The organism is Streptomyces sp. NPDC091271 (assembly GCF_044757505.1).
Taxonomy (GTDB): domain Bacteria; phylum Actinomycetota; class Actinomycetes; order Streptomycetales; family Streptomycetaceae; genus Streptomyces.
The window spans coordinates 205,662-220,961 of the sequence record NZ_JBIVVD010000006.1 but is presented as its reverse complement, the minus strand read 5'-3'; the positions used below and the strand labels follow the sequence as shown (position 1 = coordinate 220,961).

The 15,300-nt window shown below is 73.4% G+C and carries 3 protein-coding genes; all 3 read left to right on the top strand.

What is annotated here, in order from left to right:
* Window positions 1-10: 10 nt before the first annotated feature.
* From ACIQM3_RS25095 to ACIQM3_RS25085, 3 genes are read left to right on the top strand one after another with little or no spacing between them, the layout of a single operon-like run.
* Window positions 11-475: a YbaB/EbfC family nucleoid-associated protein gene (locus ACIQM3_RS25095; protein ID WP_401627749.1), complete on the top strand. Its 465-nt coding sequence runs from the start codon at window positions 11-13 to the stop codon at window positions 473-475.
* A complete protein-coding gene (locus tag ACIQM3_RS25090) occupies window positions 472-837 on the top strand; it encodes a hypothetical protein (RefSeq protein WP_401627748.1) in 366 nt (121 codons plus the stop codon). The genes ACIQM3_RS25095 and ACIQM3_RS25090 overlap by 4 nt, the downstream gene beginning before the upstream one ends.
* Window positions 838-15,156: a lonely Cys domain-containing protein gene (locus ACIQM3_RS25085; RefSeq protein WP_401627746.1), complete on the top strand. Its 14,319-nt coding sequence runs from the start codon at window positions 838-840 to the stop codon at window positions 15,154-15,156.
* Window positions 15,157-15,300: the final 144 nt, after the last annotated feature.

Below are 15,300 nucleotides of genomic sequence, written 5' to 3'. Positions count from 1 at the left end.
GCTCGAGCCCATGGAACAGCGCGTGGCCCAGGCGATGGCCGAGCTCCAGGCGGTCGAGGCCGCCGTCGCCCGGGCGGAGGAGGACCTGCGCGATGCCTCGCACACCGTGCGCTCGCGTGACCGCACCGTCGAGGTGACCGTCGGGCCGCAGGGCGAGCTGACGGGGCTGCGCTTCCTGGACGGCCGGTACCGCTCCATGCCGGCCGGCCAGCTCGCCGCGTCGGTGCTGGAGGCCGCGGACCAGGGGCGCGCGGAGATGGCACACCGGGTGCGGGAGGTCTTCGAGCCGCTGACCCGGCCCAGCGGTGTGGCCCCGGAGTTCGGCGGGTTCGACGTCGACTGGGACCGCATCCTCGGCCCCGCCCACGAGGGTGCCGGGGGCGGCGGGCGGACGGCTCGCGACCGGCTGCGGGACGAGATCCACGACGACACCGACGACGGACGGCCGGGCACAGGGAGAGGCGGACGGGCATGAGCGGGCTGTACGAGGCGGACCCGGGCGGTCTGCGGCGCAGCATCGAGGAGATGAAGAACCTGCCCGCCCTGGCGAAGCAGATGGGTGAGGCCTTCCGTCGCCAGGAGAACGACTACACGGAATGGCCCGGCTGGACGGACGACTTCGCCCGCGAGGTGCGTCCGAAGTACGAGGAGAACAACAGGTACTGCACCGACATCACCCAGGGCCTGTACGAGGCGCTGGACGCCCTGGTCTCGGCGACGCTCACCAACCTGGAGAACATCGAGGGCACCCGCACCGACACCACCGAACAGATCCAGGCCCACCAGCGGAAGACGGACGAGGCCCTCCAGGGCGACGGCGGGCAGGGGAAGCGCTGAGTGCAGGAGATCAATTTCCCCGAGGACGTCAGGAAGATGCTCTGGATCCTGCTCGGCGAGATGCCGTTGCAGGCCAGGGAGAACCTGGCGTGGGACAGCCGTGCCCTCTACCTCGACCTGGGGAAGCGGGTCCTCGAACTGCGTGACGCCGTACAGGAGTCCGTCCAGAACGCCGGCCGTGCGCTGCCGGAGGACGTCGCGCGCGGTTACGTCCAGGGTCTGTCCCTGCTGACGGACGACGGGGGGATCAACCGGCTCCAGGAGCTGGTCCGGCAGCTGGACGACATGGCGGACGGTCAGATCGACTACTCGATGAAGATCCAGGAGTCGAAGTGGGAGATCATCGCCGAGATCGTCATGCTCCTGATCGAGCTGGCCTTCCTGGCGGCGATGGCGTTCTTCACGGGCGGCACCTCGATCTCCCAGATGGCGCTGGCCCGTGCCCGCAGCCGGCTGGCGCTGCTGATGATCATCGACCGGCTGCTGCGGATGACCCATATCGCCCCGGCGCTCAGCGAGGCCTTCGCGGAGGCCATCCAGACGCTGGCGGTCAAGCTCGCCCAGATCGCGTTCAACCCGCCGGGCCGTAAACCGGACGGGATCGACTGGGGTGACGTCGGCAAGGCGGCGGCGTTCGGTGCCCTCGGCGGCCTCTTCGAGAGTGTCGGCGGGTACTTCTCGAACAAATTCAAGAACTGGCTCAACAACAGCGGGGACTACTTCGACAACCTGGACGTCATCGATTTCCCCAAGCCGAATCCGTTCGTGACCAAGGTGCTGAACGACGTGTACGACGTCCCGGCGGTCTTCGTCGTCTCGGGGCTCAGCGAGACGCTCGCGGAAGTGCTGGTCAACGGACTCTTCGACGGGAACTGGGAGTTCAAGTGGGAGACGTTCGTGGGGTCCGGCACCAGCGGGGTGTTCGGGATGTACGCGGAGTCCGCGGTCGGGGGCGGGGCGCTGTGGCTGAACAACAAGTTCTTCGCTCCGCCGGTGGGCCCCGGTGGGCTCAACGATCTGCCTCGTACGGGAGGGCCGGGCGGCTCCGACGGCCCGTCGAGTTCGGTGCCGTCCGCCGGTCCTGGGCTCAGCTCCGTGCCGGGCCCCGGTCCGGCGACCGCGACCGCGACCGGGACCGGCCCCGGCCCCGGCACGGTCGTGGGGAGCACCCTGCCCCTGACCACGACGCCTCCGGTCACCACACCACCGCCGCCGTACGTGGCAACCCCGGCGGTCGTGCCGCCGCTGACCTCGTCCTCGCTCCCCACGGCACTCACGTCCGACCCGCGGACGGGCCCTGAGCCCGTTCCGTCGTCCGGCCCGTTGCCGTCAGGGTCCGCGCTTCCGGATTCCACGCTCTCCTCGCCGCCGACGGTCCTCCCGACTCCAACCGCGACTCCGACTCCAACCGCGACTCCGACTCCGACCGCGAATCCGACTTCGACTCCGTCCCCCATGCTCCCCAGCCCGTCGGGCGGGACGGCGGACCTCGATCCCGAGCTCACCAGCGACGACGAGCTGACGTCCAAGGACGCGGCGACGCAACCGTCGTCGGCGGCGACACAGCCGCCGCCCGGGCGAGGTGCGGCAGGCGTGACCCCGGAGCAGCGGTCGCCCGGCGTGACGGAGTCGGACGGCGAGGGCACGCAACCCGGACTCGGCAACGAGTCGCCGGAGTCACCAACCACCGCGCCGCATCTGCCCGCAGCGTCCTCGCCCGCCCCGCACGTGCCTTCGTCCCCGGCCGCGCGGGCGGGGACCGGGGCGGATCGGTCGGGCTCGGTCGAGGAACCGGGGCTGGAGCACCCGGCCGTCCCCGGGACGTCGGCCGTCTCCGGTTCGCCGACGGCGGTGCACGGGCCCTCCGCCGCACTGCCGGACGCGCCGGCCGCGTCGCCGGACACTTCCGAGGCACCCGTGACCGTGCCGTCGCCGGTGCCCACCATGCCGGCCACGGGCGCCCCAGGTCAGTCCGTCACGCCGTCGACCGCCCCCGTCGCTCCGTCATCCACCGTGCCCACGTCCTCGCCGCGGCAGGAGGACCTGCCCGGCGAACCCGGCCCGGCGACGGACCGTCCCGAGGTGGCCGGGGCGTCCGGGCCCGCACCGGGGCCCGCTGCCCCCGGCGTCACCCCCGGGTCACCCGCGTGGGAGGCGGCGCGCGACGGGGCGGAGCCGGTGCCGCGCTCGCACACCTGGGTGGACCCGGTGTCAGCTCCGCCGGACCCTCAACGGCCCGGTGGGACGACCCAGTTCGCGGTCCGGTCGAAGTTCGACGTACGCCGCTTCGAGCTGGACGGGGAACAGGTCACCGACCTCACCGTCAAGGTCGGTGTCGGCAGCCCGGACCGGATGCCCGAGGGTGTCTGGGAGAAGGTGCTCAGCGGCGTCGAGACCGCGCTCAACGCACCGGGCCACCGGCTGCCGAACGGTGACCTCCTGCATGTGACCGTGGAGCGCGTCGAGAGCGACCCGCACCCCAACGGGCTGAACGTCGGCTTCATCGGCCGCGACCAGCAGATGACCCGCTCCGCCTGGTGGGCGGACGCCGACCCCGTCGACTACGCCCACGAGATCACCCACATGCTCGGCCTGCGCGACGAGTCCCGGCACGCGGTCGCTCCCCACCGCCCGGACGTCGAGGGGAGTCTCCTCGGGGACTACCGGCGCCCCGCGCCCGAAGGGCTCGCCCAGGGCGGCCTGCGCGGCCGCCATCTGCAGCTCATCAGCACGCTCGTCGGGGACCTCACCCCCGCCCGCGCCGAAACCGTCGGCGCCACCACGGCACCCGCACCCGCGACTGCACCCGCACCCGCACCCGCGACCGCGACGGCGACGCAGTCCGCCGCGCCACCCGTCCGCCGCCCGGCCACGACCGGCGGCGCGCCCGGCGCCGAGCCGTACGCCCCCGTGCTCCCCACCACCCGGCCCCCCGTCCTGGACCGGGACCTGCCACGGCCGCTCGGCGGGCGCCGGGACCGGGCCGACTTCGGCAACGGCTCCCGGATGCCCGCCTACATCGACGACGTACAGGAACTCCTGCAGGACGCGCCCCCGGAGGTTCTTCTCGAACTGGTCTCCGGTGGCGTGACCTTCGGGCACAGCGACGTCGTCCTGCGCGGCACCGGCCAGGCGCTGGCCGAGATCGGCCGGCTGCTGTCCGCGAGGGCCGACACCGTGCGTCCGGCGCGGCCGAAGAAGGGCCGCCCGACCGGTTCGAGCCTGATGGACGACGTCACGTACGCCTTCACCCAGGAGCCCAAGACGCTGGCCGGGGACGGGCGCGTCTTCCCGTACACCGCACAGGACGGCAGCGCGCGGAAGCTGTCGGTCGTCGTGCGGCACTACGGCGACTGGGAGCAGTTCACCGACACCTACGGCAGCCCCGTCAAGGTGGACGGGATGCACCGCTCGGTCGTCACCGCCGGGCAGAGCAAGACCATGCAGTCGGCGGTCCAGATCGCGCTCGGCGGGCCCGTCGGACCCGTGGGTGCGGCCGCCTTCAGCGGCTTCGGGCGGATCGGTCTGCGGCTCGGTTTCACCGACCGCGTGGGATACGGGCAGACCGAGCAGGGGACGAGCCAGACGGAGACCCGCGCGCTCGACGGCTCGCGGTCGTACCTGGACCACGTCTACTACGACCTGCGGGTCACCGACGCGGAGGGCCGGATCGTGACCGGCCCCGAGCCCGCCGTCTTCGGGTTCGCGGTGCGCGACGGGCTGTCCGTGCGGCTGCCGGACAGCGTGACGAGCACGACCGCGTCCCCCGGGCGCATCCCCCGCTCGCTGGAGCTCGGCCGGCAGTCGGCCTACCGGCTCGTCCGGACGGAGGGGTTCGGCCCCGTCTCCCGGATGCGGGACTGGGCCGCCCAGGAGATCGGCGTGGCACCGGGCAGCACCGCCTACGGTGAACTGAACTCCTTCTTCTCCTCGTTGAGCTTCCAGCGGCAGAGCCCCGCACTGTCGAGGGGCCGGGTCACCACCGTGCCGCTGTTCGCCGACGACAAGGCCCGCACGCCGCTGGGCGTCTTCGTCGTCGATGTGGTGCCGGGCCGGGCGACGCTGATCACGGAGACGCCCGACGCGGAGATGCGCGACATCAACACCCTGACCGTGCGCAACGACCGGAGCGTCCAGAAGACGGCGGCGCTCGGCATCGACGGCGTCGCGGGACCGGCCTTCAACTTCTTCGACCTGGGGAACGGCACCCTCAATCTCCGGCTCCAGTTCGGCGGGGCGTTCCGCTACCTCTTCTCCGTGTCGCGCACCGCCGGCCTCGGCGGCTCCGGGGCGATCAAGACGGCAGGCCAGGTCAAGGGCGACGCCACCGGCCTCTACCTGGTCCGCAAGACGGTGTACGTCCAGCGCAGCGGCAGCGGCGCCCGGCCGCAGCAGTTCCACACCTGGAGTGTGGACCGGATGACCCGTACGGAGGCGCGGCGGCTGGCCGGCTGGGACGACGGGCTGCGGCGCGCGCTCCGGGCAGGAGCACCCGAGCCGTTCGCCCCCGCGTATCTGACCCCGGACAGGCCGCCCACCCTGGGCATGCACCGGGTGGAGGAATTCGCCTTCAGCGACGGCACGAAGACCGGGCCGGCCGGTGTCACAGGGCAGGAGCGCACCCTCCTGGACACCTTCGCCGACCAGGTGCTGACGGCGCTCGCGGCGACGTATCCGGGGCTGGTCGCACGGCTCGACCAGCTGGCGCCGCCGGAGCACAGGACCTGGCGGGAGCGGGCGCACGTCCTGCTGGACCGGCCCGACCCGTCCGCCGTCGCACGCCCCGCGCCGACGACGCGGTGGCGGAACGACGACGAGTACCGCACGGCTCTCGCCAACACGCTGGAGGTCCTCAGCGCCCTGTCGCACCGGAGCATGGCGGGGAACCTGGAGGCACTGACCACGACCGGCATCCGGATCCGGTTCAACGAGCCGGGCCGGATCGGACAGGGCCACCGCTACATCTGGCTGCACGGAGAGCTGACCAACCGCCGCTTCGAGGGCGTGCAGGACGACTTCAAGCTGCGCTACAGCTCGGTCGGCGTGGAGCGGGTGGACGGTCAGAAGAGTGCCAAGCGCATCGGGGAGGCGGGCGTCGAGGGACTGCTCGCCTTCCGCGACCCCATGACCGACGACATCGGCGCCCCGAACAACTCGGGCGGTCCGAGCGCCGGCGTGCGCTGGGGGTGGCAGAACGACGAGGAGACCAGCTTCGGCGCGACGGCCACGTACGAGCCGATGACGGTGAGCGCCGGGCCGTCGCACCTCTACCGTTACGACCTCTCGCTCACCGTGGACCGCGGCGGGTACTGGCGGTTCCGGGGCCTGCTGCGAGGGGCGGCGACGCTGGGGCTGCTCGGGACCCAGCCGTTCGTCTTCAGCCGGCCGCAGGACCTGCTGATCGGTACGGCCCCCGGCGGGCGCCGGATCGGTGGTGGCCCCCTGGCCGCGCAGGTGCTCATCAGCATCCCCGGCACCCACGCGCCCGCGGTGGACCCGCACCACCACGGCGCCGCCAACCCCTATGCGAGCGTCGCCCTCCAGCCGGTACGCACCCTGCGCCCCGACCGGGCGCGGGCGCTGGCCCTAGGTGACCTGTCCCGGCCGGGCAGCCTGGTGCGCGCCACCGACCTGGTAGGGGGCCCTGGCCCGGTGACGGCGGACGGCCGGGGCTCGAAGATGTTCCGGGACCTGCAGAACCATCCGTTCCTGACCATCGACGTCGTGTCGTCACCGGCACTCGTCTCGGCCCTGGGGCAGACGATGACCTCCGGGTCGGGCGGTGCGTGGCAGCTCACCGAGGAGGGGGCCCCGACCCGCGAGGCGGTGCTCCGTGCCTTCCAGCCGCAGTATCTGACGGCCAACTTCGACCAGAGCTCCGGGCCGCTGGGCTGGAGCGCGTCGGGGCTGATGGGGAAGGGCCCGTACGCCACCCTGTGGGCCACCTTCCGGCACCTGACGGCGGTGAACGGCATCCAGGCCCTGACCGGGTCGGTGCCGATGGACACGGAGATGGTGCTCGGCGGCACCGGCCAGACGGCGGGGAAGCTCACGAAGACCCGCACCTTCTTCGTCGGCGGGCAGCTCGTCTACGCGCGCTCCCACGCGGCCGGACCAGGACTGCTCGGCACCTACGGTCTGGTCGCCAGCCCCTGGTCGACGGCCGACCAGTCGAGCAGGACCGTGACCCGCTCCTTCGTCCACGACATGAACCGCAAGGGCTTCGGCCACCAGGTGCTCGTGTCGGGCACCGCCGAGCACTGGCTGGCCCTGACATCGAGCCTGCTGAACCGGGGCGCCGCCGGGAGACCGCTCGTGCCCGACTGGATCGCCGCGGCGGCCGGCCGGATGACGACCGTGCCCGGCGGCTGGCTTGCCCATGTCCCGGAGAAGAGCGCCCACCTCGTGGGGCTGATCGACGACGGCATGGGCGAGGTGCCGCGCTACACCCGCCACCGCTGGTCCCCGCAGCCATGGCTGCGGGAGGAGAACTTCGGTACGTACGCCGTCAACGCGCTGGACCCGACGACGGCGCTCGCCGCGTTCGAAGCGCAGGTGGCCGCGCTCGGGCTCGACGACGCGGGCAGCGAACGCGTGCGCACCCTGGTCTCCTCCCGCGTCCTGCGGTCCCTGGACAAGGAGACGACGGGCAGCGGCTCCTCCGTCCCCGCCCGCACCGGGGCGTGGGGCTGGCACACCCTCCGCCTCGGCAAGCGGCAGGTCCGGATCAGGGTCCAGCTCGAACCTGGCACGCCGACGTTCGAGATGCTGGACCACAGCGTGGAGATGGAGGAGAACCGGCGGGCCATCGAGACGGTCACCGAAGGCGCCGAGTCCACGAGGGGCGCCGACTTCGGCTACCTCGTGGGGGAGGCCGTCCACACGGAGAACACCACGGGGGCCGTGGCGGGGGGCCCCACCTTCACGGAGACCGGCTCCGGCCGGAAGTCCAGCGGCGAGAGCCGTACGGAATCCACCCTGACCGTGTTCCGGGCGGCGTCGACGGAACCGTATGCGGAGATCGCCACGCCCTACACCCTCCGGATCACACTGGAGGCGGACGACCCGGCGCCGGGGGAACGGGGGCCCGTACGGAAGGGGTTCGACCGGTTCCGCGGCAGGCAGGTCATCAGCGTGGCGCACTCCGCCGGGACCCTGCGCGAGCACGTGCCCCTGAGCCTGATGGCACCCGACGCCGAGCCGGGCACCGATCTGCTGCCGCCCCCGGACCTGACGCGGCTCGCCGCGCCCCGGCAGGGCATCTCGCCGTACGTGCTGGGCCCTGACACCCTGCACGGTGACGGCACCCTGAAGCCGTTCCGTTTCCCCGCCACCGGTTTCGACGTCCGCCGGATCGTCGGCCTCGCGGACATCCAGGTGGCGAACACCTACGCGCTGGCCCTGTCGTACGACGCGGGGTTCTCCATGGACGGGCCCGACGCGGCGCGCCGGGCCAGGGACACCGGGCTGACCCGGCTGGGCACCGGTTCGGCCCAGGCACTGGAGGACGGCTCCGGCAACGCCGCCCTCACGGCGTACTACCACCGCGCGGTGACGCCGCAGGGCTACGGCATCCCCGGGCTGACCGAGAAGAACATCGCCGCCACCGAGAGCGCGCAGCTCGAGCTGTACGCCAAGCCCGACTTCAGCCGTGCCCGGCTGCTGACCGTCGCCGACGGCAAGAAGATGGAGATGCTCCGCCGGACCGGGGTCGGCGCCGCGGCTTCCGTCGGCCGGGAGAACGTCCAGGACTCCGCTCTCGGGGCGGGAGTCCTGATCAGCTCCGACAAGACGGGCCTCCACCAGGTCGGCGGGTCGGGCACCGGGCCGTACGCCGCCGAAGGCGACGCGCTGCCCACCTCGGCGGATCAGCTGACCTCCATCAACACGAAGCCCAAGACGGGGCGGGTGTTCCTGTTCGCCGTGCCGACCTCGTGGCTGAGCGTCGCCGATGTGCGCCGGGGCATCAAGGACACCCCTGTCGGGCGCTTCGTCGGCGGCACGTTCGGGCGGGTCAGGCCCGGCCCGAAGGCGGTGGGCTCGGAGGCGTACGCCCTGACCTGGATCAGGGACGACGTCGCCAGGGACCTCGGCCTGATCGACGACACGAACTTCCCCGCCCAGGTGGGCGCCGCGTGGGACGCGGTCGGCAAGGCGAGCAAGGCCTGGGTCGACGCGGACAAGGCGTTTTGGAAGAAGCGCCGTTCGGCGACCGGCCTGAGGGAGGAGCGGGACGCGGCGCAGGTCGTCCTCGACGACGCGGAGACCGCTGCCGGGGCTGCGGGCCGACGGCTGTCCCGGGCGTACGACGTGGCCGAGGCGGCCCACCGCGCGGTGGACGCGGCGGAGGAACGCCTGGACCGGATCCGGAGTGCCGGTCAGCGAGACGTACGCGAGGCCCGGGAGGCCCTCGACGCCGCCGAGGCGGCCGACACCGGCGAGGCCGCCCATGACGGCTGGGCGGAGCTGATACGCGAGCAGATCGCGGAGGCCCGTACGGCCCTGACCGCAGCCGAACGGGCCGCCCGGGAAAGGGTCGCGGCCGCACAGGTCCGCACCGTCACTCCGCGGGAGCGGGCGGTCGCGGCCGACCGGCGCGTGACGGCGGCCGAGAAGGACGTGGCCACGGCGGACAGCCGGGTCGGGGCGGCCACCCGCCGGCGCGACGCCGCCGCCACCGCCTTCGGTAACCGGCGCGCACTGCTCGACACGCTGAGGACGACCGCGGAGGACGCGGCGGCCGAGTACCACCGGGTGCGGTCGGCGACGGCCCAGCTGACCCGGTGGCACCAGGAAGCGGCCACTGCCGAGGGCCGGGAGCGCCTGGCGGGCCGGGCGGAACCCCCGGCGGTCACCTACCGGAAGCCCGCGGCGGTGCCGCCGCCCCCCGCGTCGCCCGCGCCCCCGGCGTACACGAGGACCGGCACCGGCACGGACGCCCGGCTGACCTCGCCCGACCACGTCACGTACGCGCTGCACGACGTGCCGGAGGACGGGGACGCCTTCCTGCACTCCCTGGTCGAGGGGCTGAGCAGGAGCGCGCCGCACCTGCTCACCGACCAGGGAGTGGACCTCGGAGACCGGAGGGCGGCGGCCGACGCCGTACTACGGATGCTCACCGCCAGGCTCATGGACCCGTCGGACGCGGACCTGCTCGACGCCGTGGCCCCGGACGTCACGGACACCTTCAGCGACGCCGAGGCGACCGGGGCGGGGCTGCGGGGGGCCGGGCCGCTGGGGTCGCGCACCCCTGGGGGCCGCGAGTTCGACGGGCTGGGAGGGCTGATGCCGCACTCCGTGACCCCGGACCGTGCGGCCCGGGCCACATTGGCCGTCGCCCAGCTGACGCGCCCGGGGAACACGGAGGGCGAGGCGGGCTGGAACCACGGGGCGGCCGATCTGCTGCCGGTGCTGGCCGCCCGGACGTTCGGGGTGGACATCACCGTCGTGGACGAGGCAGGGCGCTTCCAGGACTTCGGGCCGGGACCGTCCGACCCCACAGGGCACCTGGCGGGCTCGCTGGACGCGCTGCCGGACGGCCCGAGGCCGCGCGTGGTGCTGAGCCTGGCCGACCGCCACTACCAACTCGCGGTTCCCGAGCCGGTGATGACGGAGACACCGAAGCCCGAGCCGACGCCGCAGTCTGAGCCCGAGCCGAAACCGCAGTCTGAGCCTGAGCCGAAGCCGAAGCCGAAGCCTGAGCCCGAGCCCGAGCAGGCACCGAAGCCGAAGCCCGGGCAGCGCCCGCCCGGCGCGGCCAAGGGGCGGCCCGTCCGGGTTCCGGGCACCGGGGCGTGCCTCTTCCTCTCGTTCATGGCGAGCGACCCCGGATACGTACGCAGCCGGCTGCCCGCCCTGGCGGAGTCCCACCCCACCGCGTACGCCTGGCTCGACGACGCCGGCACCGTACGCCGCGAACTGAGCAGCCGTGCGGAGGTCCGGTCGACGAGCGGGTACTACCCGGGCGGCCCGGAGACCGCCGTCGTCGACGCCATGCGCACGGCCGTCGAGGACTACCTGACCGGCAGCGAGGGCCGGCTGCCCCCGTCCCTCATCGGGCAGCTGCGCCTGTCGACGGTGGCGGAGTTCGGGTCCAGGATCGCGCGACTGCACCGGGCGGGACTCGTCTCGCTGCTCGCGCACCACGGGGTGGACGCGGACACACTGGTCGACCGCTCGGAGGCGGGCCTGCGCACGGAGCTGGCGCTCCTGTACCCGACGAGTGAGGCCCCCCTGGACCCCGCGGAGACGCACGCGGTCCTGGACGCCGTCTCCCACTGGGAGGACCGGTACATGACCGACGTCGGCGAGGTCTTCCTGCCCCTGCTCGCGTACACCTTCGAGGCCCGGGTCGAGGTGGCGTGGAACGGCCGCCTGGCCGACACCCGCAGGGCCGGCCCCGGCGACGCGTCCCGTGTGATCGAGGTCCACTACAACGGGGTGGACCACTACGACGGAAGCAGCGCGGAACCCGGTGACCTGCTCGTCTTCGGCGAGAGCGTGGCGCCCAAGCGCGTGAAGCCCGAGGAACGTGACAGCGAGGGTGACGTACGGGTGAACCCGCTGTGGATCCCCCTGGACGAGGTCGACCCCGATCTGATGGTCACGGCGAACCCGGACGCGGTGTGGATCTACACCGTGACCGGGGACGGGCGGGTCCTGCTCGGCAGCGAGCAGCCGAGCGCGATCCTCACGCAGGAACAGTTCGACGCGCTGCTCGACGGGATGCGGCGGGTGACGCCGGACCTGACGACGGACGCGCTGCGGAGGGACCTGGACGGTCTCGGGCACACGGGCATCGCGGCGCGGTTCGGGGAGTCGGGCCGGTCGGAGCCAGGGATGAGCCGGGTCTCCGGCGAGTTCCTCTGGAGCAAGGAGCTGAAGCGGTGGACGGTGAACGACAAGTCCGGCCGCTACATGAGCGAATCCGTCCGGCCCGGCCTCGATCCGGCCATCGCGGCGGGCTGGTTGCAGGAGGTGGCGAGACTCTTCACGGAACGGCTGGGCGTGCGGGTCGTACCCGAACAGGTCAAGACCGCCTCCGCCGCCCCCGCGCATCCTCCGGCTCCGCCCGTGGTGGAGCCGGTAAAGGGGATGGTGTCGCTCGCCGAACTCGACGCGATCGGGGTGTCGTTGTCGCTGGCGCAGTCCACCCAGGCGGCGATCCTCGGTGACAGACTGCCCGTCGGCGAACTGGGCCTGACGCCGGAGCAGCACCGGCTCATCCGGGTGCAACGAGGCGAGCCGGACACCTCGGCGCCCACGCGGTTGCTGCTCGATTCGCCGGAACCCTCGTCGCCGGGGAGCAGCGTCGACTCCCTCGACATGATCCTGGACTGGGAGGACGGTGACGGGGGAGGCAGCCCGCACGTCGAGCCGGACCACCACCAGATCCTGGAGGACCTCTACGGCCCCGGGATCGACGCGGCCCCGCTCTACCCGGCGCTGCGCGAGACCCTGGTGCGGCTGGACACCCTGCGCCGGGCGGTGGCCACATCCCCTGTCCGTGACGGCCCGTTCGACCTGGACGCGGTGACCCGGTACGTCCTGGGGCTCGGCGAGCAGGCGCCCGTGAGCAAGGCGCAGCGCGGCGAACTGTTCCGGGTGGCACTCGACGAGAACGTGGAAGGGGCCACGAACCTCGCCGGCTTGGCCGCCTTCCGTCTGATGCTGGACGGGGTGTTCTCCGTCGCCCGCACGCTGCCCCGGACCGGTGGCAGCCGGGGGAGGAACTGGACGGGTGACAGGATCAGGAACCTGGACACCGCACAGACGGCCGGAGCGGCTCAGCAGCCGTACGGGGAGCTCCCGTTCGGCGACACCGGCCCGGCGCCGTACGTCGTCCTGGCGGCCGAGGGCGGCCACGACCACGTCGTCGTGCTGGACGGGGACGGCACCCCGCACCGAGTGACCACGGAGGTGTTCGCCGAGCTGCTCGCTCTGGACCCGGTGCTGGCCGGGCTGCCGGACGACACCCCTGTGGTCCTGCTGGTCCCGGAGGCCGGGGCGCGGGGCCTTGATCTGCCGCGCGCCGTCGCCGACCGCACCGGCCACAAGACCTGGGCCACCAGCGGTCGTCTGCGGTTCACCCCGCAGACGGCGGGTGGCCCGGCCGTCGTCTCACCGGAGCACCGTCCCGGTGAGACGGCGGGGACCTGGAGCGTCAGCGAACCGGGCGAGGTGCTGGGGCCGGACGACCTGCGGGACGCGCCCGCCTGGGAGAGCGAGGTCGTGTCGTACACCCAGGTCGCGGAGGGCCGGTCGATCGGACGATTCGTGTTCCACCCCGCCGAGGCAGCCCGCTTCGAGGGGCTGATGCGGCGGATGCCGGCGGCGACGGAGCTCTGGCACCAGGACCCGGTCACGGGTGTCCTGACCAAGGACCCCGACCCGGTGCCCTGGGCGGGCCGGCCGGCCTACTTCTTTGCCGTACACGGGTTCCCGGGGATGACGGACATGGCGCTGGAGGACGGCACGAGCCACATCGTGCGGTCCACCGCGACCGGTGCCTTCCTCAAGCGGCGGCCGAGCGTGGCATGGCTCTCCGACGACCACGTGATCGTGATGGACGAGTGCTGGCACGCGACCGCGGGGGGCCCGGACTTCGTCAACGGGGACGCCCCGCTGATCCCCTATGTCGCCGACCCCCTGGCGACCGTCAGCGACGCCCAGCACACCGCCAACGAGACCGGCCGCACGGTGTTCGCCTCCACCAGGCCGAGCGGCATCCAGCGGCTGAGCGCGGAGCAGGGCGGCGGATACGTCCGCATCCTGAGCACCGATCCGCGGGGCAGGCGGGGGCGGTGGCTGGAGTTCCGGCCCGAGCCGTCCGGTGCCGCACTCGACGAGGTGGCCCGTGCCGCCGGCCTCCACCAGGACGACGGTCCGGCTTCGCCCGCCGTCCGGGACGCGACCCTGCGGCTGATACGCGCCCTGCGGACGGTCTTCGGGGCGGACGTGGAGCAGGACGCCGACCACCCCCGACTGCTGGCCGGCCTCGGGGCCCTGGAGACGATGCGCGGGAGAGATCCATGGCTGGCCGGCGCCACGCCGTTCACCATGGACCTGCTGGACCACGCCGTACGGGAGATCCGTGGGTCCCTTCCCGACGGTCCGCCGGACGGCGCCGCCCTCGGCGCCGAGGACTACCGTGCCGCGCTGCTGCACACCGCCACGGCACCCGGCACCGATGCCGCCCTCACCGCGTTCGTGCCGCTGCCCCCGCTCGTGGAGGCGGCCCGGCGGCTCGGCGGCTTCGACGGGCCCGGCGCCCTCGACGCCGAGGCCGTACGCGTGTTGCGGCTGCCGGACGGCGCCGCGGTGGGGCCGGCCCAACGGGCCCGGTTGTTCTGGGCGACCGCGACGGCGCTCGCCTGGGAGCGCCGGACCCCCGACCCGGACAGCGCCGGCGCGCGGATCCTTCACCTGGAGCGGGCCGACCCGGCGCGGCGCGGCGAGCTCGTCGGCCTGGTCGCGATGGCGGCGGCCGCCGGACGGGACCTGGACAACCCGGCGGCCCTGGCCGCGTTCCATCTGGAGGTGCTCGGGGCCCTCGCACCGGAGACCCGGCTGCTCGGCGCGGACGGCACCACGGCGGGACGCACCTGGTTCCCGAGTGCGCGGACGCCGGGACCGCTGAACACGGATGTCCTCGTCACCGCCGTGCCCAAGCCGGGCGGCGGACATCAGCCGGGCGGCGTGGAGCCCGCGCCGTGGAAGACCCCCGGCGGCCCCGACCCGTACGTCATCTGGGCCCCCGGTAACTCCGGCCATCTCCTGATGTCCCTGCCCGGCAGCCCCGTTCTCCGGGTGCCGTACGACGAGGTCGGCGAGCTGCTGTCCTGCGACCGGGAACTGGTGGGCAAGCCCCTGCGGACCGACCTGGTCCTCGCCGTGCGGGAGGCCGGGGCGGCTGCCGGGGCCGACCCGCGCGACACGGTCAGCGCGCTGACGGGCCGGGGCGTGTGGACCACCACCGACAAGGTGTTCCTGACCGGCAACGCCGCGCCCGGCTCTCCGTACGTCGTCGTGTCCCTCAGGGATCCGCCGGCCCCGGGCGGGCCGTCGGCTGCGGGGGCATGGTCGCGTGCCCGGCCCGGGGACTCCGCGCGGCCGGAGCCCGGCACCACGGTGCCGCACACCGGTGAGCCCGGGCTCATGCTGACGCCGGACAGCGCACCGGGCGCGCCGGACGTGGAGAGGCAGGCGGGGCCGGGCGACGACGGCGCCGCCGGGCCGGCCGCCGCATCCACGTCCGTCGGCGCCGGCACGCTCCCCGGATCCGCCCCAGTGCCGCGAGCGGGCGGAGGAGCGGAGTGAGGGAAGAACCACTGACCGGTGCCGCCGCGCCGGGGAGCGGGAGCTGCCGTATGTTCACCCAGTCTTCATGACGTAACTGCCGCTTTTCTGCCACCAGTTGGGCCTACTCGGGTGATGTGGGGCGGGTGTGGTTGCCGAGGCGTA

Coding starts and splice junctions, on each gene's coding strand:
- ACIQM3_RS25095 (WP_401627749.1), top strand. CDS start 11: ATGGAACAGCGCGTGGCCCAGGCGATGGCCGAGCTCCAGGCGGTCGAG.
- ACIQM3_RS25090 (WP_401627748.1), top strand. CDS start 472: ATGAGCGGGCTGTACGAGGCGGACCCGGGCGGTCTGCGGCGCAGCATC.